The following is a 21,063-nucleotide window of genomic DNA, read 5'->3' on the forward strand; positions in this document are numbered from 1 at the left end:
CGTTCACGCCGCGGCGATGCAGCGCAGCGCGAAGACGACCCCCTCGTCGGTCAGCGCCACCGCCGCGGTATCGCGCGGCTCCATCGCCTCCCACCGGATCAGCCCACGCGCCTGCATCACCTGCAGCCAGCGCCGCCCGACCGCACCGCGTATCCCCGCCTCGGCGAGCAGCGGGCCGCTGGCCATCGTCCTATCCTCTTCGTAAGCGACGAACAGGATCAGCAGGATGTCCCAGCCGGGTTCGCCGAACAGCTCGGCATGGCTGCCCGCCGCGGCATCGCGGCTACGCCGCTGCGCGAGCAGCGCGCGGGCGCGGTCGGCGTCGTCGGGCTCCTCGGGACCGACGAAGGTCGAGGCGACGATCTCGCCCCGCCCCTGCGCCGCGGCGAAGCGGACGCGGGCGATCGCGGCGACGAGGCGCTCGTGGTTCTCGCGATCGCGCTCGGGCCAGCGCAGCAACCGGATATCGGCGTTCATGAGTGTTCGTAATCCGGTCTGCGGAGGGGCGACCAGTCGCGGTCGCTCCCGAAACGGGCCAGGCGGTGGCGATGGCGCAACGCACCGATCGCCAGCAGCACCAGCATGGGATAGGCGATTTTGGCGCTCGCCCCGGCGTACATCCACGGCACCAGATGAGGGTCGAGCGCCTTCACGCCGTGGATCGCGATTGTGATCAGGTGCAGCGCGGCGACGTACAGCGGCCAGAACCGGTCCGCCCGCACCGCGATCCACACCAGCCCGAGCAGCACCGCGCAATCGACCGTCAGGATCATCAGATGCACCGAATGATAACTGACGTGCGGCTGGAACGGCAGCACGAAGGTCGTCGCCGCCCCGGCGAGGAACACCGCCGCGGTCCACCGCTCGGGCGCACCCCCTGCCGCCAGGGCATAAGCGCACGCACCGAGCAGGACGATGTTGAAGAGGATGACGTGTGTCATGACTTGACCGGCCAAAGGAGCAATCTGGTGGTCAAGCCATGACACCTAGGCGGCGACGCGCAGGTGACTGCCGTCGACGCCCGTCGGGACGAAATCGGGCTTCGGCTGTTCGTCGCCGAAACTCGTTTCATACCCGATCTGGCGGCCCACCTTCTCGATGACGCGGTGACCGGCGACGGTGTGACCGCGCGCCGTACCGATCGCGAGGATGGCTTGACTGAGGGTTTCGAAAGCCTGCTGCCCGGCGATCGCCGGCAGTTTGGCGGCGGCACGTGCCCGCGGCAGCGCGGCGAGCAGCTCGCCGCCGGTGGCGAAGGCTTCGTCGAGCTGCGTCTCGAGCCGCCACAGCAAGGTGGCGACGGCGTCGGCGGCAACCTGGGAATCGGCATAATGAGCGTTCGCGTAAGACATTGGCCACCCCGTTCACCCCCGTGGGGGTGCTTTCGCTGAAGATCAGAAAAGGCGGCGGGCGATCGTCTCGATGATGCCGGTGAGGACCTGGAGGCCGGTCATCAGCATGCCGAACCCGATGGCGAGGCTGATGGCGATGGCCGGTATCCAGATCAACCGGCCTCCGACCGACAGGTCGTTGCCCCGCTGTCCCTTCCGCCGGAAGGGCAGCCGTATTTCCGGGAAGCTGTGCCTGGAAGGCGGCTCCCCGGAAACCCCCGGTGCCCTGACGATCGTGTCGTCCGGCACCACCGGCAATGGCAGGTCGATCGCCGGATCGACTAGCCGTGCAGAATGACCCCCCATTTTATCGGGGGTGGTTTCCGGCGCCGAAACGGCGGGATTCTGCGGAATCCGGACGTCGGATGCGGCCGGCGCCGCCGCCTCTTCGTGTGCGGCGAGGCGCAATGCGGCGTCGCGACGGTTGCGCGCGCCGAGCACCTTCACCGCCTCGGTCAGGTATTTGTCGACGGTGCTCTTCTCGATGCCGAGTTCGTCGGCGATCTCCTTCGACCCCTTGAGCTCGCGCACGCCGCGCAGGCATTCGCGGTGGCGCCGCGACAGGCGGTCGAAAGGGGCTGGGTCGGTCACCTGCCCTCTGTCCCGCGGGACGGCGGGCATGGCAAGCGCTTCACGATCGACACCGGTGGTTTCGCCGGGGTCGGCAAGCGGTCTGTCGTCGCGGTCGATCGGCATGGGGTGCGCTATTGCCAAGATCGTCGTTTCACAGGTTGCGGGGAAAACGGCCCTCTATTGCCCATCGCGCGCCGCCGCCAGCATCGTGCCGGCGACGACGCGGGCGATGGTCAGCCGTGCGCGGGCTTGCCGGGCTTCTTGTGCGCGCCCTTGCCGCTGTTGGCCTTCTTGCCGCGGCGCGTCGCGACCGGCGGCTTGTCGCCGCGCAGCAGCGGCAGTGCGATCGCGGCGGCAGCGCCGGCGAGGATCGTCCCGCCGATCGCCAGCCACGCACCGGTACCGAGGCCGCCGGGCTGCCGCTTGGGGGATTTCTTCGGCTTCGGCGGCGTCTTGGCCTCGTCGTGATGGACCGGACCGGCGTGCTTCATGGCGGAACTCGGGATATGGGACATGGATGATCCTTTCTGGCCGGTCCAACCCCATGTACCCGCGCAATGTTCCGCCTGCGCAACGCCTTGCGCGGCGCTTGGGCTGATCCGGATCGGCATGCCACCAAAATCCTCCGCCGCCAGGCGGAGGATTTCGTGGAAACTGAATGCCAGTCGCGCCTAGCCGTCGCCGCCCTTCCACCGCCGCATCGCGCGCTCGTAGGCATCCGCCGCCGTTTGCCTCGCCTCGTCCAGCCGCGCGCGTTCGTCCTCCTGCTCGCGCTCCATCGTCCGTCGCCGTCGGGCGAGTTCCGCCTCCTCGGCGCGCAGCGCCCGCGCCTCGCTGCGATGCCGCGCCTCCGCCTCCGACAGCGCCCGGTCCGCGGCATCGAGCGCGCGGCGATCAGGTTTCGGAACCGGCTTCGGTGCCGGCTTGGGCTTGGGCCTGGGTGCGGGTGCATCCGCCGCGTCGTCGGTCTGCCGGCGCGGCGTCTTCGCCGGCGTGTCCGGCAGCGCCGCGATCTGCTCCGCCGCGGTGCCGCGCGAGCGTTTGATCACCGTCCCGGGCTGCGCCAGCGGTTCGGCGGTGAGCGCCGGATCGGTCACCACTTCGGCGATGCCGCGTGCGAACAGGTCGCGCTCGCTCCCCCACGCCTGCAACGCCGCTTTCTGGCTCGCCGCCGCGACGTAAGCGTCGTGGAATCCGATCGGGGTACGATAGACCTTCAGCTTCGCCATACCGCCAGCCTAACCGCCCCGCCCGCCGATGGCTCCCCCTTATCCCTGCCCGAAACCCGCGAACCAGCAACACGGTTGACGCCGCGCCCCGCCGTCCCGCGTCGGTACAGCCGCGCGAGCCCCCTAGCCAAGTGCCTGCAACCGGAGCATTCCCCCCGTTCCACCGGGAGCGCATCATGGCCGCACGTCGGGCCTTCGCGGCCAAGCTCATCCTCGCCGCCGTCGCGATCGGCGTCGCCGCCGCCGCGACCGTCCCCGCGCTCCGCCCGGCCGCCGCACCGCCGGCGCATGCGCCCGCCGTGCCCGCCGCCCGCGCCATTGTCGCCGCCCCCCGGCCCCAGCCCCGGCCGATCGCGCAGCCCACCCCCAACCCGCTCATCGTCAAGCGCGTCCTCGACATCGGCCCGATCAAGTTCGGCGATTATACCTGGGACGATGCGGGCGTGCCCGCCGGCCCGCTGATCGTCACCGTCGATCTCGCCGCGCAGACGCTGTCGGTCTTCCGCGACGGCTATGAGATCGGCGCCACCGCGATCCTGTACGGTGCCGACGACAAGCCGACCCCGCTCGGCAGCTTCCCGATCCTGATGAAGGACGCGCACCACGTCTCCAGCCTCTACGGCGCGCCGATGCCCTATACGATGCGGCTGACCAACGACGGCGTCGCGGTCCACGGCACCGAAGTCGCCTGGGGCTATGCCACGCACGGCTGTATCGGCGTGCCGACCGCCTTCGCCAAATTGCTGTTCCGCGAGGCGAAGGTCGGCGACCGGGTCATCATCACCCGCGGCAAGACGCTGGCGACCGGCGAAACGCTCGTGTCTTGAGAGTCATCCGCAGGTGGGCATAGGCGCTTCCCCCATCGGACCGCCCTTGCTAAGGCCGCCGGGACATACGCTTTCGCTGAAGCGCTCTCGCGCGCCCGCGCGGCCCTCTGGCCGCCTCCCCGAGCGCCCTGGGCCAAATTGAAGGACTCACAATGACCGCCATCGGCCAGGACAGCCTGAACACCCGCACGACCCTGACGGTCGGCGACAAGAGCTACGCTTATTACAGCCTCGAAAAGGCCGCCGCCAAGTTCGGCGACATCAGCCGCCTGCCCTTCTCGATGAAGGTGCTGCTCGAGAATATGCTGCGTTTCGAGGATGGCAAGACCGTTACCGAGGCCGACGTGCAGGCGATCGTCGACTGGCAGAAGGAGCGCCGCTCGGATCGCGAGATCCAATATCGTCCGGCGCGCGTGCTGATGCAGGATTTCACCGGCGTCCCGTGCGTCGTCGATCTCGCCGCGATGCGCGATGCGATCACCAAGCTCGGCGGCGACGCCGCCAAGATCAACCCGCAGGTTCCCGTCCATCTCGTCATCGATCACTCGGTGATGGTCGACGAATTCGGCACGCCGCAGGCGTTCGAGGACAACGTCGATCTCGAGTATCAGCGCAACGGCGAGCGCTACGAATTCCTCAAGTGGGGCTCGGCCGCGCTCGACAATTTCAAGGTCGTGCCGCCGGGCACCGGCATCTGCCATCAGGTGAACCTCGAATATATCGGTCAGGCGGTCTGGTCGTCGGACAGCGTCGGCGAGCATGGCGACGGCACCGCGATCGCTTATCCCGATACGCTCGTCGGCACCGACAGCCACACGACGATGATCAACGGTCTGGGCGTGCTCGGCTGGGGCGTCGGCGGCATCGAGGCGGAAGCGGCGATGCTCGGCCAGCCGGTGTCGATGCTGATCCCCGAGGTCGTCGGCTTCAAGCTGACCGGGAGCTTGCGCGAAGGCATCACCGCGACCGATCTGGTGCTCACCGTCACGCAGATGCTGCGCGCCAAGGGCGTGGTCGGCCGGTTCGTCGAGTTCTTCGGCCCGGGCCTCGGTTCGATGACGCTCGCCGACCGTGCGACGATCGCCAACATGGCGCCCGAATATGGCGCGACCTGCGGCTTCTTCCCGATCGACGAGAAGACGATGGACTATATGCGCCTCACCGCGCGGTCCGACGAGAATGTCGCGCTGGTCGAGGCTTATGCCAAGGCGAACGGCTTCTGGCGCTTCGACGACGCCCCCGAGCCATTGTTCACCGACACGCTCGAACTCGACATGGGCACCGTGACCGCATCGCTCGCCGGCCCGAAGCGTCCGCAGGATCGCGTCAGCCTCGGCAAGGTCGACGAGGTGTTCAACGGCGATCTCTTCAAGATCTATCACAAGGAGCGTCCGGAGCGCGTCGACGTGCCCGAGCGCGGCCATGACATCGGCGACGGCGACGTCGTGATCGCGGCGATCACCAGCTGCACCAACACGTCGAACCCGTCGGTGCTCGTCGCCGCCGGCCTCGTCGCGCGCAAGGCGAACGCGCTCGGCCTCAAGCCCAAGCCCTGGGTCAAGACGTCGCTCGCCCCCGGTTCGCAGGTCGTCACCGACTATCTCAACAAGGCCGGCCTGACCGCGGATCTCGACGCGATCGGCTTCAACCTCGTCGGTTACGGCTGCACCACCTGCATCGGCAATTCGGGTCCGCTCGCCGAGCCGATCTCGAAGGCGATCAACGGCAACGACATCGTCGCCGCCTCGGTGCTGTCGGGCAACCGCAACTTCGAGGGCCGCGTCTCGCCCGACGTGCGCGCCAACTTCCTCGCCTCGCCGCCGCTCGTCGTTGCCTACGCGCTGAAGGGCACGGTGACGCTCGACATGACCGAGACTCCGCTCGGCCAGGGCACCGACGGTCAGGACGTGTTCCTCAAGGACGTGTGGCCGACCAACCAGGAGATCGCCGACGTGATGGCGGCGAACATCGACGATACGATGTTCCGCTCGCGCTACGGCAACGTCTATGCCGGCGACTCCAAGTGGCAGTCGATCCAGATCACCGAATCCGACACCTATGCCTGGCCGTCGGGATCGACCTATGTCGCCAACCCGCCCTATTTCGACGGTCTCGAAATGACCCCGAAGCCGGTGACCGACATCATCGAGGCGAAGCCGCTGGCGATCCTCGGCGATTCGATCACCACCGACCACATTTCGCCGGCCGGCTCGATCAAGGCGGACAGCCCGGCGGGCAAGTGGCTGATGGAGCGGCAGGTCAGCCGCGCCGACTTCAACAGCTATGGCGCGCGTCGCGGCAACGACAACGTCATGGTCCGCGGCACCTTCGCCAACATCCGCATCAAGAACGAGATGGTGCCGGGGATCGAAGGCGGCATGACCAGGTTCGACGGCGAGGTGATGCCGATCTTCGACGCGGCGATGCGCCACAAGGAGAATGGCACCCCGCTCGTCATCGTCGCGGGCAAGGAATATGGCACCGGCTCCAGCCGTGATTGGGCGGCGAAGGGCACCAACCTGCTCGGCGTGCGCGCGGTCATCACCGAGAGCTTCGAGCGTATCCACCGTTCGAACCTCGTCGGCATGGGCGTGCTGCCGCTGCAATTCGCCGAGGGCGTGACGCGCCAGACGCTCGGCCTCGACGGATCCGAGACGTTCACGATCACCGGCGTCGCCAATCTGCGCCCGCGCCAGACCGTCGAGGTCCAGCTCACCCGCGCCGACGGCAGCACCGAGACGTTCGAGACGCGCTGCCGCATCGATACCGTCAACGAGCTGGAATATTTCCTCAACGGCGGCATCCTCCAGTACGTGCTGCGCAACCTCGCGGCATAAGCCGGGGCGCCGCCTGGGGATTTTGGCTAAATTCCTCCCCCGCCAGGGGGAGGTGGCGCCGCGAAGCGGTGACGGAGGGGGAGGTAAGCGACACGTCGGTTCCGTGTCCTCCCCCTCCGTCATGCCCCCTTGCGCGGGAGGAATTCGCTTGCGTATCGATCCCGCCCAAGCCGGAGCGGCGGCATCCGCCGACACCCGCCACGATCCGCCAAGCAGCGGCCACACCCTCGCCACATCCGACGGTATAATCACGCTTTTCCGGAGCGTTACCGCCGCATGGCCCGCCTCATTCCGTCACTCGCGCTGCTCGCGCTCGCCACCACGCCGGCGACCGCGCAGCACAGCACCACCGGCTGCACCGCCGCAACGCCGCACCGGTTGATCGTCACGGTCCGCGGCGTGCGCGCCGGCGCCGGCGACGTCCGCGTCCAGCTCTACGACGAACCCGGCTTCCTCCAGAAAGGCCGCTGGCTCGGCCGCGTCGAGGCGCCGACCAACGGCCGCCGCACGCTGGAGGTCTGTATCCCCGTCCCCCGCCCCGGCACCTACGGTGTCGCCGTCCGCCACGACGCCAATGCCAACGGCAAGTCCGACGGCGGCGACGGCGGTGCCTTCTCGCGCGATCCCGGCCTCTCGCTGCTCAAGCTCAAGCCCGCCTTCGCGCAGGTGGCGGTGCCGCTCGCCGCCGGGACGAGCCGGATCGCGGTGACAATGAACTACCGGCACGGCTTCTCGGTCGGCCCGGATCGCTGACCGGACCGGCGGCTTACCGCAGACCCAACGCCCGCCACGCCACCGCGTCGAGCTTCGCGACCAGCGCCGGATCGCGCGCGCCTTTGGCAGTGATGATCGCGCTGTCGAGGCAGGTGTCGATCGGCGACGCCGGCCGCTCCTTGGGCAGCGCGCGCAGCAGCCGCACCACCATCGCCCGCGCGTTGGCCGCATTCGCCGACACCTGCGCCATCACCTGCGCGACATCGACCGCCGCCTCGCCTTCGCGCCAGCAATCGTAATCGGTCACCATCCCGACCAGAGCATAAGGCAGCTCCGCCTCGCGCGCGAGCTTCGCCTCGGGCATCGCGGTCATGCCGATGACGTCGCATCCCCATTGCCGATAGAGGACGCTCTCCGCCCGCGACGAGAATTGCGGCCCCTCCATCGCCAGATAGGTGCCGCCGCGATCCACCCCGGCGCCGACCGCCGCGGCGGCGTAATCGCTCAACCGCGGACACACCGGATCGGCCATCGAAACGTGCGCGACGCAGCCGGTGCCGAAGAAGCTCGACGTGCGCCCCTTGGTCCGGTCGATGAACTGGTCGACGATCGTGAAGCTGCCCGGCGGCCGCGCCTCGACCAGCGACCCGACCGACGACACCGCGAGCACGTCGGTGACCCCGAGCCGCTTCAACGCATCGATATTGGCGCGCGCGTTGATCGCCTCCGGGCTGATCCGGTGGCCACGACCGTGCCGCGGCAGGAACGACACCGCGACCTCGCCGATCCGCCCGCTGAAGATCGCATCCGAGGGCGCGCCCCACGGCGTCGTCACCTCGACCCAGCGGCCGTCCTCGACGCCTTCGACGTCGTAGAGGCCGGAGCCGCCGATGATGCCGATATGCCAGCCCGCCATCAGCCCGCGACCGCCGCGCGCGGCCGGGCGTAGAGGAAATAGACCAGCAACCCGAAGGCGTTCCAGCCGAAGAACGCGACCTGCGTGCGCACCTGCAGGCTGGTGAACAGATACAGGCAGCCGAGGATCGCCAGCGGCGCAACGACGAAGGCGAACGGCGTGCGGAACGGCCGCCGCGCGTCGGGATCGCGCCGTCGCGACACCAGCACGCACGCCGCCACCGCGACGAAGGCGCATAGCGTCCCCGCATTGGCGAGGCTGGCGATCACGTCGAGCGGCGCCAGCCCGGCGATCACCGCGACGAACACCGCGGTCATCGCGGTGATCCGCGCCGGCACGCCGCGCTTGCTGACCCTGGCGAGCGCGGCGGGCAGGAAGCCGTCGCGCGCCATGACGAGGAAGATGCGGCTCTGCCCGTAGAGGAATGCGAGCAGCACCGTCGGCAGCGCGACCGCCGCCGCGGCGGCGACCACCGTCGCCACCTTGGGCTGGCCGAGTTCGCGCAGGATCAGCGCCAGCGGCTCGGGGCTGCTGCCGAAGCGCGTATAGCTCAGCGCGCCCACCGCCGCGGTCGCGACGATCATGTAGATTGCGGTGCACGCCAGCATCGAACCGACGATGCCGATCGCCAGGTCGCGTTCCGGGTTCTTCGCCTCTTCCGCCGCGGTCGAGATCGCGTCGAAGCCGTAGAAAGCGAAGAAGATGATCGCCGCCGCGCCCATCACGCCATATTTCACGCCCCCCGCCCCGGTCGGGCTGCCGAAGCCATAAGGCGTGAACGGATGCAGATTGGCAGCATCGAAATGCGGCAGCGCGACGCCGACGAACAGCGCCAGCGTGACGATCTTGATCAGCACCAGCACGGTATTGACCCGCGCGCTCTCGCGCGTTCCCAGCATCAGCAGCCCGGCGACCAGCGCGATGATCGCCACCGCGGGCAGATTGACGACGCCGCCCAGCCCCGGCCCGTTGGCCAGCGCCGCCGGCACCGCCACGCCCAGCCCCTTGAGGAACCCCACCGCATAGCCCGACCAGCCGACCGCGACGGTCGACACGACCAGCGAATATTCGAGGATCAGGCTCCACCCCACGACCCAGGCGATCACCTCGCCCAGCGTCGCATAGCTATAGGTATAGGCCGATCCCGAGGCGGGGATCATCGTCGCCATCTCCGCATAGCAGAGCGCCGCGCAGGCGCAGATCGCCCCCGCGACGACGAAGGCGAGGATCACCGCAGGCCCGGCGCGGTCGGCACCCACGCCGATCAGCGTCAGGATACCCGTCCCGACGATCGCGCCCACCCCCAGCGCGACCAGATGCGGCCAGCTCAGCGTCCGCGCGAGCTGCTGCTCGGGCGGCTGGGCGTGGATCGTCTTGCGACGCAATAAGCTCATGCGGTTCCCTCCCTGGATGGCGGAGGTATAAGCGGTCGCGGGATAGCTGTAAGCCCCTCCTCCCTTTTGAGGAGGGCGATCGCATAGGGACGTCAGTGTGAGTCCCTCGTGTTCCAAACCCACCACGTCGCCCCGGCCTTGCGCCGGGGTCCCGCTTCTTCGCAACGGTAGGAAGAAGCGGGATGCCGAATCAAGTCCGACATGACGGGAATGTGAGCGATGTCGCAACAACCCAACTGACCATGTGCGCTGCCATCCCCTGAAGCGGAGGGGTTTACGCGATCAGAACCGCCGCGAAATCCCGCCGGCCAGCTCGACATCCGGCGCGGCGCGGTTGAGTCCCAGCGTCGTCTGCACGTCGAACTGCCAGTCCTTCTTGGGCTTCCACGTCACCGAGGCCGCGCTCAGCCATTGCGTGCTGCGGTCGTCGGGATCCTCGTCGCGGATCACCTGCGCCTCGAGCGCCGCCGAGACCGTCTTGGCGAGCTTCACCGTCGCGCCGCCCGCGCTGCTGTAGCTCAGATGCCTCCCGGCACGCTCTTCGTTGGGCTGCGCATCCACCTCGGGCGTCGCGTCGAGATGCACCGTGTCGTTCAACCGGAAGGTGACCGGCACCAGCAACCCGCCCCCCGCGACGCGCGACCCGATCGTGCTGCCGCCGACCGGCACCGTCACATAGGGCAGCAGCGACAGCGACAGCCCGTTGCCGTCGGGATGCAGCAGCCCCGCCTTGAGCCCCAGCGAGACGTCGCCGCTCTGCCCGACCCGGTCGATCGCCCCCGTCTGCCGGTCGCGCTCGCGCTCATGGCCATACGGCGTCCAGCCGATCCGCGCCTCGATCTGGTCGGCGACGCCGACGCGCACCAGCGTGTCCGCGATCAGCACGGTATCGGTGCGACTGTCCGGCTGGCGGTCGAGCGTCCAGTCGACCACCCCCGTCTCCACAGAGACGCGGCCGGGGGCGATGACGCAGGCGGGCGTATCCAGGCCGGGGCGTTCGGGACAATAGCTCTTCTGCGCCAGCGCCGGCGCGGCGACGAAGGTCATCGCGACGGCACCCGCCGCGGCAGCGCGCCTCACGTCAGCCGCACCCAGGTCGGCGCATGATCGCTGGCCTTCTCGCGCCCGCGATACGCCTTGTCGACGCCGGCATCGACCAGCCGGTCGGCGGCCTGCGGGCTGAGCAGCAGATGGTCGATGCGGAAGCCCGCGTCGCGCTGCCACGCCCCCGCCTGATAATCCCAGAAGGTCCACACCCGCCCCGTCGGCTGCCGCGTGCGCAGCGCATCGGTCCACCCCTGCGCGAGCAAGCGGCGATAGGCGGCACGGCTTTCCGGCTGCATCAGCGCATCGGTCGCCATCGCGCGCACCGAGAAGGTATCGTCGTCATTGGGGATCACGTTGTAATCGCCCATCAGCACCGTCGGCACTTCCTCGTCGAGCAGCACCTGAGCGCGTGCCGCCAGCCGTTCCATCCAGCGCAATTTGTAGTCGAACTTCGGCCCCGGCTGCGGATTGCCGTTGGGCAGATAGATCGATGCGACGACCAGTCCGTCGACCGCGCATTCGAGATAGCGGCTGTGGTCGTCCTCGTCCTCGCCGGCCAGCCCGCGCTGCCGCTCGACCGGCACCTGCCCGCGCGCGAGCACCGCGACGCCGTTGAACCCCTTCTGGCCGTGCCACACCGCGCCGTAACCCAGCGCCTCGATATCGGCATGCGGGAAGGTGTCGTCGCTCGACTTGATTTCCTGCAGGCAGACGACGTCGGGCTGCTGTTCGGTGAGATATTCGAGCAACCGGGGCAGGCGTGCCTTGATCCCGTTGACGTTATAGGTGACGAGCTTCAACCGTCAGATCGCGAAGCTGGAGCCGCAGCCGCAACCCGACGCCGCATTGGGATTCTCCACGCGGAACGCCGCCCCGCCGAGCGATTCGACATAATCGACCTGGCACCCGCGCACGAGGTCGAGGCTGACGCTGTCGACCACCAGCCGCACGCCATCGGTTTCGGCGACGGTATCGTCGCCGTCGGGCGCCTCCGCGAAGCCGAACTTGTACTGGAACCCCGAACAGCCGCCGCCATCCACCGACAGGCGAAGGATCGCGGGCTTGTTCTGCTTGCCGGCAATCGCCGCGACACGCTTCGCCGCGGCAGGAGTGAGCAGGATCTCGGGAGACGTGGCCATCCTCGGGAGATAGGCGCGGCGGGGGCGCGGGGCAACAGGGGATGGGTGGTGGGTGTCCCCTCACTCGTCGAGCAACGCAGCGTGCCGTATCCTCCCCTTCCGTCACCGCTTCGCGGGGAGCGGGGAATACGCCCCCTATCCCATCAAAACCCGCACCCCGATCGCCAGCACCAGCGCGGGCACCGTCGTCACCACCCCGACGCGCAGGAACTGCCCGAAGGTCACATCCTCGCCCTCGCGCCGGATCGCGATCAGCCACAGGATCGTCGCCAGCGATCCGGTGATCGACAGGTTCGGCCCCAGATCCACCCCGATCAGCAGCGCATCGACCACCAGCGCCGGCGGATGTGCCGCCGCGATCGTCTGCGCCGCGATCAGCCCGGCGGGCAGATTGTTGACCAGATTGCTGCCGACCGCGAGCAGCCCGCCCGCCGCCGCCGCGGCCGCCCGCGGGTCGGTCGCCGCCGCCGCGGACAATTGCGCCGCCAGCCAGCCGATCAGCCCGGTCTCGGCGAGCGCCTGCACCATCACGAACAATCCGGCGACGAGCAGCAGCACCAGCCACGACACGCCCTTGACCAGCGGCACCAGTGACTCCCGCGCGCGCAGCTGCACCGCCAGCGCGGTGACGACGCCCGCCCCGAACGTCGGCCAGCCGAGGTCCCAGCCCAGCGCCGATGCCACCGTCAGCAGCACCGCGGTCGCGCCGATCCCGGCCAGCGCCATCCGCCCGTTGCCCGACAGCGCAACGCCCTCGCCCTGCTCCGCCGTGCCCGAGAGGTCGCTGCGGAACAGCCAGCGCAGGCCGAGATATGTGGTGACGATCGCCAGCACCGATGGCAGCGCGAATGCCGCCAGCCACGCGCCCAGCCGCGGCAGGTCGCTGGCGTAGAGCACCAGATTGGCCGGATTGGAGATCGGCAGGATGAAGCTCGCTGCATTGGCGACCAGGGCGCAGGCGAACAACATCGGCAGCGGCTTGACCTTGGCACGCTGCGCGACCGCATAGACCGCAGGAGTCAGCACCACCGCGGTCGCATCGTTCGACAGGAAGGCGGTCACCGCCACCCCGACGAGGAAGACGAGCGTGAACAGCCGCGCCGCCGACCCGTTCGCGCCCGCTGCGGCGCGCTGCGCCACCCAGTCGAACACGCCATGCGCGCGCGCCGCCTCCGACAGCAGCATCATGCCGATCAGGAACAGATAGACGTCGGTTCCCTTGAGCACCGCCGCCCACGCGCTCGCCGGCGCGATCAGCCCGAGCAGCAGCAGCAGCACCGCGCCACCCACCGCCCACACCGCCTCAGGCCAGCGGAACGGCCGGACGATCACCCCCGCGGTCGCGGCGGCGCATATCCCAACGGTCGCGATCATCGGCCCCTACCCTTTTCCACGCACACCCCGATCGAAGCCACGATCCCACCCCCGTAACCCATGTCACCCCCGCGAAGGCGAGCGACCTGCGAAGACCGGCTCGCCACACCCTCATACCGTACCCCGGCGAAGGCCGGGGCCCAGTTGGGAAGGCCATCGTAAGTCGTTACAAACCTTCGCCGAACTGGGCCCCGGCCTTCGCCGGGGTACGGTTTTGATGTGCCACATACGACTTTTGCGGAGGTTTCGGAGTCGCGAGAACCGACCTGCGTCGCTCTGCCCGATCCCAGGTTCCCGCCCCTGCGGAAATGCGGCGACGGCATCGTCGCCAAAAATACGCGCCTCACGCCGGCTTCGTCTCGGGCATCGCCAGCGCATACAGCGCCAGCCCCGCCGTCGCGATCCCCGCCAGCGTCAGGAAGCTCGCGCCATAGCCGACGCCGACGATGATCGCCCCCGCCAGCGATGCGCTCAGCGCCGCGCCCAGCCCCTGCGCGGTCGCCACCGCGCCCTGCGACACGTTGAACCGCCCGGTGCCCTTGGTCAGGTCGGCGATCACCACCGGGAACAGCGCGCCGAAGATCCCCGCGCCGACGCCGTCGAGCGCCTGCACGCCGACCAGCCACCACGGATCGTTCGACATCGTGTACAGCGCCCCGCGCGCCGCCAGCACGCCGAAAGCGATCAGGAACAGCGGCTTGCGCCCCCAGCGATCGACGTTGCGGCCGACCACGACCGCCACCGGCACCATCACCAATTGCGCCGCGACGATGCACGCCGCGGTCAGCGAGGTCGCCGAATCCTTGCCCACCGTCTTGGCGAGCAACTGGCTGACCGAGGTCAGCATCGCCGCATTGGCGAGGTGGAACAGGAAGGCGATCACCGCGAACAGCAGCAGCGGCTTGTTCTCGACCAGCACCTTCCACCCGCCCGGCTCCTCGCAGCCTTCCTCGGGCTCGCAGTCGAGCCCGCGTGCCACCGCATTGTCGATGTCGCCGTTCTTGATGCGCAGCGCCGCGAAGACGCTGGCGACGGTCAGCCCGCCCATCAGCCAGAACACCACCACCGGCCCGAACTTCCACGCCAGCGCGCCCGCCAGCGCCGCCGAGACGGCGTTGCCGGCATGGTTGAACGCCTCGTTGCGCCCGACCCGCTTGGAGAACAGCTTCGGCCCGAACAGGCCGAGCGTGATCGCGCTGATCGCCGGCGCGAACACCGCGCCCGCCACCGCCGCGATCGACTGCGTCGCCGCGACCATCGTGAAGCCGGTGACGAACGGCAGCGACACGCTGCTCAGCGTCACCAGCAGCGCGGCGATGATGACGATGCGCGGCTTGTTGCGGCTGCGGTCGATCAGCCCGCCCGCCGGCGTCTGCGACACCAGCCCGACGATCCCGGCGATGGTCAGCACCAGCCCCACCGTCGCCTCGTTCCAGCCGTGCGCCGGCCCGCGCACCGCGAGCAGGTAGATCGCCAGATACGGCCCCAGCCCGTCGCGCACGTCCGCGAGGAAGAAGTTGAGCGCATCCAACGTCCGCCCCGCGTCGGGGGCCGGCCCGGCATCGGGTGCGCAGGGCAGTGCGGAGGGGGCAAGGCTGGCCATGAACGTGCTCCACCGCGTTCGGACCGTTATGGTCCGTCTCTCCGCGTGGGCGCTTAACGTAGGTAAGTTGCGGATGATCCCGCTTCGGACTGATAAATGTTACGCAATGTTGCCGATCGCGCCTCCCGCCGCGCCAGTTCCAGCGCATAGGCCGCGGCGAGTTGCGCAAAGCAGCGTTTCAGCGTAGGGGATGCGACGCGGCCTCGCTCGGCCTCGGCTTCGCGGATTAGGCGGTGCAGGGTCTCTGGGGTCACGGAAACGGCCATGATGCGCGCGATACAAGCGCCACGTTGCGTCCGTATTGCCGCCCGCGATTGGCCCGCGTTTCCAACGGACTCGCGACTGTACTGTCCTCTGCCGCGCCCCAGTCTGGCCTAGAGCCATGCTGTCGGGGCGCCGCTTCCATTTAGGTTACCCGATGCCCTTTTCTTCGCTCCCCCCGCTTCTCGCCGAAGCGCTCGTTGCCCGTGGCTATGAAGCCCCCACCGCCGTCCAGGCGCAGGTGATCGAGCCCGAGGCCGTCGGCCGCGACCTCATCGTCTCCGCGCAGACCGGCTCGGGCAAGACCGTCGCCTTCGGCCTCGCCATGGCCGCCGAGCTGATGGCCGACGGCGCGCTGCCGCCGCCGGGCAAGCCGCTCGCGCTGATCATCGCGCCGACCCGCGAACTCGCGCTGCAGGTCAGCCGCGAGCTGATGTGGCTGTACAAGGAGGCGCATGCCCGCATCGCCACCTGCGTCGGCGGCATGGACGCCAACAAGGAGCGCCGCTCGCTCTCCCACGGCGCGCATATCGTCGTCGGCACGCCCGGCCGCCTGCGCGACCATCTCGAACGCGGCGCGCTCGACCTGTCGTCGCTGCGCGTCGCCGTCCTCGACGAGGCCGACGAGATGCTCGACATGGGCTTCCGCGAGGATCTCGAACAGATCCTCGACGCCTCGCCGACCGAGCGCCGCACGCTCATGTTCTCGGCGACGATGCCGCGGCCGATCGTCGCGCTCGCCAAGCGCTACCAGCGCGACGCGCTGCGCATCTCGACCGTCGGCGAGGACCGCGGCCATGGCGACATCGCCTATCAGGCGGTCACCGTCGCGCCGGCCGATATCGAACATGCCGTCATCAACCTGCTCCGCTTCCACGAGGCGGAGACGGCGATGCTGTTCTGCGCCACCCGCGACAACGTCCGCCACCTCCACGCCAGCCTCGTCGAGCGCGGTTTCGCCGCCGTCGCGCTGTCGGGCGAGCACAGCCAGAGCGAGCGCAACTCGGCGCTCCAAGCGCTGCGCGACCGCCGCGCCCGCGTCTGCGTCGCCACCGACGTCGCCGCGCGCGGCATCGATCTGCCCAGCCTCAGCCTCGTCGTCCACGTCGAGATGCCGCGCGATGCCGAGACGCTCCAGCACCGTTCGGGCCGCACCGGCCGCGCCGGCAAGAAGGGAACCGCGGTGCTCATCGTCCCCTATCCGCGCCGCCGCCGCGTCGACATGATGCTCAAGCAGGCCAAGATCGCCTGCGAGTGGATCCCCGCCCCCAGCGCCGACGACATCCGCAAGCAGGATCGCGAACGGCTGATCGCCACGCTGCTCGCGCCGATCGAGTTCGACGACGAGGATCGCGAGCTGGCGACGCGCCTGATGGCGGAGAAGTCGGCCGAGGACATCGCCGCCGCGCTCGTCCACGCGCATCGCGCGCTGATGCCGCAGGCCGAGGACCTGCTCGATTCCGCCGCCCCGCAACAGTCCGATCGCACCCAGGGCCACCGCCCCGGCTTCGAGGACACGGTGTGGTTCAGGATGGACATCGGCCGCCGCCAGAATGCCGATCCGCGCTGGCTGCTGCCGCTGATCTGCCGCCGCGGCCACATCACCAAGGCGGAGATCGGCGCGATCCGCATCAACCCGAACGACACGATCTTCGAGGTGCCGCGCACCGTCGCCGACCGCGTCCTTGCCAGCGTCCAGCGCACCGCCAATCCGGAGAGCGACGAGGGCAGCCTGCAGATCGTCCCCTTCACCGGCAACCCGCGCGAGGCCGGCGGCGCCGACCGCGGCGACCGTTCCGACCGCGCTCCGCGCACCGGCTCGGGCGCCCCGCGCAGCCGCAGCGCACCCGGCGGCGCCCCCGCGCGCCATCAGGCGAAGCCCTATCGCAAGGGCCCGCGCGGCTGATGGCTGAAGGCGTCCGCATTCTCGTCGATGCGGACGCCTGTCCGGTAAAGGACGAAATCTACAAGGTCGCCTGGCGCCGCGCGGTGCCGGTGACGATCGTCAGCAACAGCCATTTCCGCATTCCCCAGCACCCGCTGGTCACCCGCGTCGTCGTCGGCGACGGGTTCGACGCCGCCGACGACTGGATCGCCGGGACCGCCGATGCGCAGGCGGTGGTGATCACCGCCGACATCCTGCTCGCCGACCGGTGCCTGAAGGCGGGCGCGACCGTCCTCGCCCCGACCGGCAAGCCCTTCACCACCGCGTCGATCGGCGGCGCGATCGCGACGCGCGCGATCATGGCCGACCTGCGCGCCGGCGGCGACCAATTGGGCGGCCCCAAACCCTTCGCCGCCCAGGACCGCAGCCGCTTCTTGCAGGCGCTCGATACGGTGCTGGCGAAGCTGCAACGCGGGTAGCCAATGCCAAGCGGAGCATTGGGCCAAGCGGAGCGTCGGGGCCGGGCCAACCGCGGGACTATCGCACCGGAACGCTCGTGTGATCCGCTCGTGTTTCCAAACCCACGCCGTCACCCCGGCCTTGCGCCGGGGTCCCGCTGATCTGGACGGCGCGAAGCAGCGGGATGCCGGATCGAGTCCGGCATGACGAGGGATGAGGAAATGCTGCGACATCTCAACCGGCCGAAATGTCCGCAATCCCGCCCCCCGGATCGCGCCACAAGAATGCGTGCGCTTCGTCACCACCGCGTATCGATCGTCTATAAGACGTCATAGCGACCAGAGAGCCGATACCGTCTCCGCACGGTAGCCCGATCTTGTTGCCCTGGCCTTGCGGATGCTGGAGGGAAGGATGTCGATAACGTCAATCTCGGATGCGAACGGTTCGAGCCTGGTCTCCGCTGGATCGACCTCGACAAACCGGCTCGTGGCTTTCCGATCGGCGTCACCAGCGGATACGATGTCGCGGGCCGACCAATGGGCCGCCGAGTTTCACAAGGAAGCCAAGAAGACGCCGTTGGAACGGATCAGGGAACGCGTCCTTGCAAGCCACCATCTATCGGAAACGGATTTCGCCGCGCTGCCGAGGGAACAGCAGGCCGCCATCCTTCGCGAGATCGAAGACGCGGTCAAAGCCGCACTGAAAAACGCGAAATCGCCGCGGTCCAGGGCCGATATCATCATCTGAACGTCGCCGCCTCCGCGCCGAGGCGAGCCGACCCGTTCCGGAACCATCACTCCTCCCGCCCATTGTCGCGACCGTAACGAGGAGTATGCCATGTTTCGCCCCATCCTGATCGGCGCCGCGCTGATCGCCGCGCCGGTCTTCGCGCAGACCACCCCCTCGGCGCCTGCGCCTGCGGCCGCCCCCGCCGCCGCGCAGGGCGACGATGCCGTCGCCGCCGAGGCCGCACCCGAAGTCGTCGCCGCCAACCGCGAGGTCGGCGCGGTCGCGCAGTTCGACAATGGCGCGGTCACCGCGGTCAACGCCGCCAATCAGGCGCGGTATCAGGCCGACGTCCGCCGCTATCGCGCCGCGATGCGCGCGCACCGACGCACGATCGCCGCCGATGCGGCGCTTCAGGCCGACCGCGAGCGCGCTTATGCGATGGCGATGTCCGACTGGCGCGATCAGGTCGCCGCATGCAAACGCGGCCGCACCCGCGCCTGCCGCATGCCGAGCCCGAACCCTGCCAACTATATGTGATAGGACGGCCTCCTGACGCCTCGCGGCAAGGGACGCCTCCACCCCTAAGCCCCCGTAGCCCCCTGACCTGTTCGAGACCTCTGCAAAGCTACCCCAGTGCTCCACCGGTGATGCGGACTTTGCAAAGGTATCGAGGAGGCGGAGTCGAGGCTCAAGGCGCAACGCCGCAGTTCGATGTACCCCGGCCTACGCCGGGATACTGCGTCGCGCGCAGCGCACGCCCTTCCACCAAGGTCCGACCCGCCGCGAGATCACAGGCGGGCAGGATCACTGCGAGTCCGCCTACCCCTCGTCACCCATGCGCAGCGCGGCGATGAACGCCTCCTGCGGGATGCTGACCGAGCCGTATTCGCGCATCTTCGCCTTGCCCTTCTTCTGCTTGTCGAGCAGCTTGCGCTTGCGGGTGGCGTCGCCGCCATAGCATTTCGCGGTGACGTCCTTGCGCATCGCGCTGATCGTCTCGCGCGCGATCACCTTGCCGCCGATCGCCGCCTGGATCGGGATCTTGAACAGATGCCGCGGGATCAGCTCCTTGAGCCGCTCGACCATGCCGCGCCCGCGCACCTCCGCGGTGCCGCGATGGACGATCATGCTGAGCGCGTCGACGGGTTCCTCGTTGACGAGGATGCTCATCTTGACCAGATCGCCCTCGCGATAGCCGATCTGTTGATAGTCGAAGCTCGCATAGCCCTTCGACAGCGATTTCAGCCGGTCGTAGAAGTCGAACACCACCTCGTTGAGCGGCAGTTCGTAGGTCGCCTGCGCCCGCCCGCCGACATAGGTCAGGTTCTTCTGGATGCCGCGGCGATCCTGGCAGAGCTTGAGGATCGAGCCGAGATATTCGTCGGGGACGTAGATCGTCGCGTTGATCCACGGTTCGCTGATCGTCTTGATCTTGTTGACGTCGGGCATGTCGGCGGGATTGTGCAGGTCGATCTGCGTGATCCCCGCCGGATCGGGATGCGTCAGCTCGATCTGATAGACCACCGACGGCGCGGTGGTGATGAGGTCGAGGTCGTATTCGCGGGTCAGCCGCTCCTGGATGATCTCGAGGTGGAGCAGGCCGAGGAAGCCGCAGCGGAAGCCGAAGCCGAGCGCCGCCGACGTCTCCATCTCGAAGCTGAAGCTGGCGTCGTTGAGGCGCAGCTTGCTGATCGATTCGCGCAGTTTTTCGAAGTCGTTGGCGTCGACCGGGAACAGGCCGCAGAACACCACCGGCTGGACTTCCTTGAACCCCGGCAGCGCCTCGGCGGCGGGGCGTTTGGTGTCGGTCAGCGTGTCGCCGACGCGCGCCTGCGCGACGTCCTTGATCTGCGCGGTGATGAAGCCGATCTCGCCGGGGCCTAAATCGGTGAGCTGCTCGATCTTCGGGCGGAAACAGCCGACGCGATCGACCAGATGCGTCGTGCCGGCCTGCATGAAGCTGACCTGCTGCCCCTTCTTCAGCACGCCCGCCATCACGCGGACGAGGATGACGACGCCGAGATACGGGTCGTACCAGCTGTCGACCAGCATCGCCTTAAGCGGCGCATCGGCATCGCCCTTGGGCGGCGGGATGCGCGTGACGATCGCCTCCAGGATCTCGTCGATGCCGATCCCCGATTTGGCGCTGGCGAGCACCGCCTGCGAGGCGTCGATGCCGATGACGTCCTCGATCTCCTTGCGCACCTGTTCGGGTTCGGCGGCGGGCAGGTCGATCTTGTTGATGACGGGCACGATCTCGTGATCGTGCTCGATCGACTGATAGACGTTGGCGAGCGTCTGCGCCTCGACCCCCTGCGCCGCATCGACCACCAGCAGCGCGCCTTCGCAGGCGGCGAGGCTGCGGCTGACCTCATAGGCGAAGTCGACGTGGCCGGGCGTGTCCATCAGGTTCAGCGTATAGGTGATGCCGTCCTTGGCGGGGTAGGACAGGCGCACCGTCTGCGCCTTGATCGTGATCCCGCGCTCCTTCTCGATGTCCATGTTATCAAGCACCTGGCTCGACATCTCACGGTCGGTCAGCCCCCCTGTCCTTTGGATCAGACGGTCGGCGAGGGTCGACTTGCCATGGTCGATATGCGCGATGATCGAGAAGTTACGGATCGTGTCGGGAGGAGTAGCCATATCGCCACGCGCCTAGCGCACCCAGGGGCCGGGTGCTAGATG

Annotated in this window: 22 protein-coding genes; 7 read left to right on the forward strand and 15 right to left on the reverse strand. The window is 68.7% G+C overall.

Annotated elements, in window-relative coordinates; translation table 11 throughout:
- Positions 1 to 3: 3 nt before the first annotated feature.
- The 6 genes from ACLBWH_RS03590 to ACLBWH_RS03615 all read right to left on the reverse strand — a co-directional run bounded on the left by ACLBWH_RS03590 (position 4) and on the right by ACLBWH_RS03615 (position 3,193).
- The gene (locus ACLBWH_RS03590) at positions 4 to 477 is read right to left on the reverse strand and encodes a hypothetical protein (protein ID WP_447796846.1); all 474 of its coding nucleotides are present in this window, start codon (positions 475 to 477) and stop codon (positions 4 to 6) included.
- A complete protein-coding gene (locus tag ACLBWH_RS03595; RefSeq protein WP_447796847.1) occupies positions 474 to 941 on the reverse strand; it encodes a hypothetical protein in 468 nt (155 codons plus the stop codon). Before ACLBWH_RS03595 ends, ACLBWH_RS03590 begins: the two co-directional genes overlap by 4 nt.
- A 45-nt stretch (positions 942 to 986) precedes the next feature.
- Positions 987 to 1,352, reverse strand: coding sequence for a hypothetical protein (locus tag ACLBWH_RS03600; RefSeq protein WP_322847648.1), 366 nt, complete (start codon positions 1,350 to 1,352; stop codon positions 987 to 989).
- Between the two features lie 42 nt (positions 1,353 to 1,394).
- On the reverse strand, positions 1,395 to 2,087 hold the full coding sequence (locus ACLBWH_RS03605; protein ID WP_447796849.1) for a helix-turn-helix domain-containing protein: 693 nt from the start codon (positions 2,085 to 2,087) through the stop codon (positions 1,395 to 1,397).
- A 110-nt stretch (positions 2,088 to 2,197) separates the two neighbouring features.
- On the reverse strand, positions 2,198 to 2,455 hold the full coding sequence (locus ACLBWH_RS03610; RefSeq protein WP_447796850.1) for a hypothetical protein: 258 nt from the start codon (positions 2,453 to 2,455) through the stop codon (positions 2,198 to 2,200).
- A gap of 180 nt (positions 2,456 to 2,635) precedes the next feature.
- A complete protein-coding gene (locus ACLBWH_RS03615; protein ID WP_447796852.1) occupies positions 2,636 to 3,193 on the reverse strand; it encodes a hypothetical protein in 558 nt (185 codons plus the stop codon).
- 176 nt (positions 3,194 to 3,369) lie between these two features.
- On the opposite strand from ACLBWH_RS03615, the gene ACLBWH_RS03620 reads away from it, so the two are divergent.
- The 3 genes from ACLBWH_RS03620 (at position 3,370) to ACLBWH_RS03630 (ending at position 7,610) form a co-directional block, all read left to right on the forward strand.
- Positions 3,370 to 4,020, forward strand: a complete 651-nt coding sequence (locus ACLBWH_RS03620; protein ID WP_447796853.1) for a L,D-transpeptidase family protein — start codon at positions 3,370 to 3,372, stop codon at positions 4,018 to 4,020.
- A 152-nt stretch (positions 4,021 to 4,172) separates the two neighbouring features.
- Positions 4,173 to 6,857 carry an aconitate hydratase AcnA gene (acnA, locus tag ACLBWH_RS03625; RefSeq protein ID WP_447796855.1) on the forward strand — a complete coding sequence of 895 codons (2,685 nt, stop codon included), beginning with the start codon at positions 4,173 to 4,175 and terminating at the stop codon, positions 6,855 to 6,857.
- 276 nt (positions 6,858 to 7,133) lie between these two features.
- Positions 7,134 to 7,610: a DUF2141 domain-containing protein gene (locus ACLBWH_RS03630; RefSeq protein WP_447796857.1), complete on the forward strand. Its 477-nt coding sequence runs from the start codon at positions 7,134 to 7,136 to the stop codon at positions 7,608 to 7,610.
- 13 nt (positions 7,611 to 7,623) lie between these two features.
- On the opposite strand, the gene mtnP is transcribed toward ACLBWH_RS03630, so the two are convergent.
- The 8 genes from mtnP to ACLBWH_RS03670 all read right to left on the reverse strand — a co-directional run bounded on the left by mtnP (position 7,624) and on the right by ACLBWH_RS03670 (position 15,310).
- Positions 7,624 to 8,487: an S-methyl-5'-thioadenosine phosphorylase gene (gene mtnP / locus ACLBWH_RS03635; protein WP_447796859.1), complete on the reverse strand. Its 864-nt coding sequence runs from the start codon at positions 8,485 to 8,487 to the stop codon at positions 7,624 to 7,626.
- Complete coding sequence (locus ACLBWH_RS03640) at positions 8,487 to 9,881, reverse strand: amino acid permease (protein ID WP_447796861.1); 1,395 nt, start codon at positions 9,879 to 9,881, stop codon at positions 8,487 to 8,489. The genes mtnP and ACLBWH_RS03640 overlap by 1 nt, the downstream gene beginning before the upstream one ends.
- A gap of 282 nt (positions 9,882 to 10,163) precedes the next feature.
- The gene (locus tag ACLBWH_RS03645; protein ID WP_447796862.1) at positions 10,164 to 10,961 is read right to left on the reverse strand and encodes a transporter; all 798 of its coding nucleotides are present in this window, start codon (positions 10,959 to 10,961) and stop codon (positions 10,164 to 10,166) included.
- Positions 10,958 to 11,728, reverse strand: coding sequence for an exodeoxyribonuclease III (gene xth, locus ACLBWH_RS03650; RefSeq protein ID WP_447796864.1), 771 nt, complete (start codon positions 11,726 to 11,728; stop codon positions 10,958 to 10,960). Before xth ends, ACLBWH_RS03645 begins: the two co-directional genes overlap by 4 nt.
- A gap of 3 nt (positions 11,729 to 11,731) precedes the next feature.
- A complete protein-coding gene (gene erpA / locus ACLBWH_RS03655) occupies positions 11,732 to 12,067 on the reverse strand; it encodes an iron-sulfur cluster insertion protein ErpA (protein WP_447796866.1) in 336 nt (111 codons plus the stop codon).
- A gap of 135 nt (positions 12,068 to 12,202) precedes the next feature.
- A complete protein-coding gene (locus tag ACLBWH_RS03660) occupies positions 12,203 to 13,441 on the reverse strand; it encodes an SLC13 family permease (protein ID WP_447796867.1) in 1,239 nt (412 codons plus the stop codon).
- A gap of 343 nt (positions 13,442 to 13,784) precedes the next feature.
- A complete protein-coding gene (locus ACLBWH_RS03665; RefSeq protein ID WP_447796869.1) occupies positions 13,785 to 15,044 on the reverse strand; it encodes an MFS transporter in 1,260 nt (419 codons plus the stop codon).
- A 53-nt stretch (positions 15,045 to 15,097) separates the two neighbouring features.
- A complete protein-coding gene (locus ACLBWH_RS03670) occupies positions 15,098 to 15,310 on the reverse strand; it encodes a hypothetical protein (RefSeq protein ID WP_447796871.1) in 213 nt (70 codons plus the stop codon).
- Between the two features lie 152 nt (positions 15,311 to 15,462).
- Between ACLBWH_RS03670 and ACLBWH_RS03675 the strand changes: the two genes are divergently transcribed.
- The 4 genes from ACLBWH_RS03675 to ACLBWH_RS03690 all read left to right on the forward strand — a co-directional run bounded on the left by ACLBWH_RS03675 (position 15,463) and on the right by ACLBWH_RS03690 (position 18,915).
- Positions 15,463 to 17,211, forward strand: coding sequence for a DEAD/DEAH box helicase (locus tag ACLBWH_RS03675; RefSeq protein ID WP_447796873.1), 1,749 nt, complete (start codon positions 15,463 to 15,465; stop codon positions 17,209 to 17,211).
- A complete protein-coding gene (locus ACLBWH_RS03680) occupies positions 17,211 to 17,669 on the forward strand; it encodes a YaiI/YqxD family protein (RefSeq protein ID WP_447796875.1) in 459 nt (152 codons plus the stop codon). Before ACLBWH_RS03675 ends, ACLBWH_RS03680 begins: the two co-directional genes overlap by 1 nt.
- Before the next feature lie 499 nt (positions 17,670 to 18,168).
- The gene (locus ACLBWH_RS03685) at positions 18,169 to 18,396 is read left to right on the forward strand and encodes a hypothetical protein (protein ID WP_447796877.1); all 228 of its coding nucleotides are present in this window, start codon (positions 18,169 to 18,171) and stop codon (positions 18,394 to 18,396) included.
- Positions 18,397 to 18,486: 90 nt separating this feature from the next.
- The gene (locus tag ACLBWH_RS03690; protein ID WP_447796879.1) at positions 18,487 to 18,915 is read left to right on the forward strand and encodes a hypothetical protein; all 429 of its coding nucleotides are present in this window, start codon (positions 18,487 to 18,489) and stop codon (positions 18,913 to 18,915) included.
- A 282-nt stretch (positions 18,916 to 19,197) separates the two neighbouring features.
- On the opposite strand, the gene lepA is transcribed toward ACLBWH_RS03690, so the two are convergent.
- On the reverse strand, positions 19,198 to 21,021 hold the full coding sequence (gene lepA / locus ACLBWH_RS03695) for a translation elongation factor 4 (protein WP_322847630.1): 1,824 nt from the start codon (positions 21,019 to 21,021) through the stop codon (positions 19,198 to 19,200).
- Between the last annotated feature and the right edge of the window lie 42 nt (positions 21,022 to 21,063).

This window comes from Sphingomonas sp. M6A6_1c, from assembly GCF_053345135.1.

Bases quoted from the DNA above. Each gene is read 5' to 3' on its own strand.
- ACLBWH_RS03590 (WP_447796846.1), bottom strand. From the start codon at position 477: ATGAACGCCGATATCCGGTTGCTGCGCTGGCCCGAGCGCGATCGCGAG.
- ACLBWH_RS03595 (WP_447796847.1), bottom strand. From the start codon at position 941: ATGACACACGTCATCCTCTTCAACATCGTCCTGCTCGGTGCGTGCGCT.
- ACLBWH_RS03600 (WP_322847648.1), bottom strand. From the start codon at position 1,352: ATGTCTTACGCGAACGCTCATTATGCCGATTCCCAGGTTGCCGCCGAC.
- ACLBWH_RS03605 (WP_447796849.1), bottom strand. From the start codon at position 2,087: ATGCCGATCGACCGCGACGACAGACCGCTTGCCGACCCCGGCGAAACC.
- ACLBWH_RS03610 (WP_447796850.1), bottom strand. From the start codon at position 2,455: ATGAAGCACGCCGGTCCGGTCCATCACGACGAGGCCAAGACGCCGCCG.
- ACLBWH_RS03615 (WP_447796852.1), bottom strand. From the start codon at position 3,193: ATGGCGAAGCTGAAGGTCTATCGTACCCCGATCGGATTCCACGACGCT.
- ACLBWH_RS03620 (WP_447796853.1), top strand. From the start codon at position 3,370: ATGGCCGCACGTCGGGCCTTCGCGGCCAAGCTCATCCTCGCCGCCGTC.
- acnA (WP_447796855.1), top strand. From the start codon at position 4,173: ATGACCGCCATCGGCCAGGACAGCCTGAACACCCGCACGACCCTGACG.
- ACLBWH_RS03630 (WP_447796857.1), top strand. From the start codon at position 7,134: ATGGCCCGCCTCATTCCGTCACTCGCGCTGCTCGCGCTCGCCACCACG.
- mtnP (WP_447796859.1), bottom strand. From the start codon at position 8,487: ATGGCGGGCTGGCATATCGGCATCATCGGCGGCTCCGGCCTCTACGAC.
- ACLBWH_RS03640 (WP_447796861.1), bottom strand. From the start codon at position 9,881: ATGAGCTTATTGCGTCGCAAGACGATCCACGCCCAGCCGCCCGAGCAG.
- erpA (WP_447796866.1), bottom strand. From the start codon at position 12,067: ATGGCCACGTCTCCCGAGATCCTGCTCACTCCTGCCGCGGCGAAGCGT.
- ACLBWH_RS03660 (WP_447796867.1), bottom strand. From the start codon at position 13,441: ATGATCGCGACCGTTGGGATATGCGCCGCCGCGACCGCGGGGGTGATC.
- ACLBWH_RS03665 (WP_447796869.1), bottom strand. From the start codon at position 15,044: ATGGCCAGCCTTGCCCCCTCCGCACTGCCCTGCGCACCCGATGCCGGG.
- ACLBWH_RS03670 (WP_447796871.1), bottom strand. From the start codon at position 15,310: ATGGCCGTTTCCGTGACCCCAGAGACCCTGCACCGCCTAATCCGCGAA.
- ACLBWH_RS03675 (WP_447796873.1), top strand. From the start codon at position 15,463: ATGCCCTTTTCTTCGCTCCCCCCGCTTCTCGCCGAAGCGCTCGTTGCC.
- ACLBWH_RS03680 (WP_447796875.1), top strand. From the start codon at position 17,211: ATGGCTGAAGGCGTCCGCATTCTCGTCGATGCGGACGCCTGTCCGGTA.
- ACLBWH_RS03685 (WP_447796877.1), top strand. From the start codon at position 18,169: ATGTCGCGGGCCGACCAATGGGCCGCCGAGTTTCACAAGGAAGCCAAG.
- ACLBWH_RS03690 (WP_447796879.1), top strand. From the start codon at position 18,487: ATGTTTCGCCCCATCCTGATCGGCGCCGCGCTGATCGCCGCGCCGGTC.
- lepA (WP_322847630.1), bottom strand. From the start codon at position 21,021: ATGGCTACTCCTCCCGACACGATCCGTAACTTCTCGATCATCGCGCAT.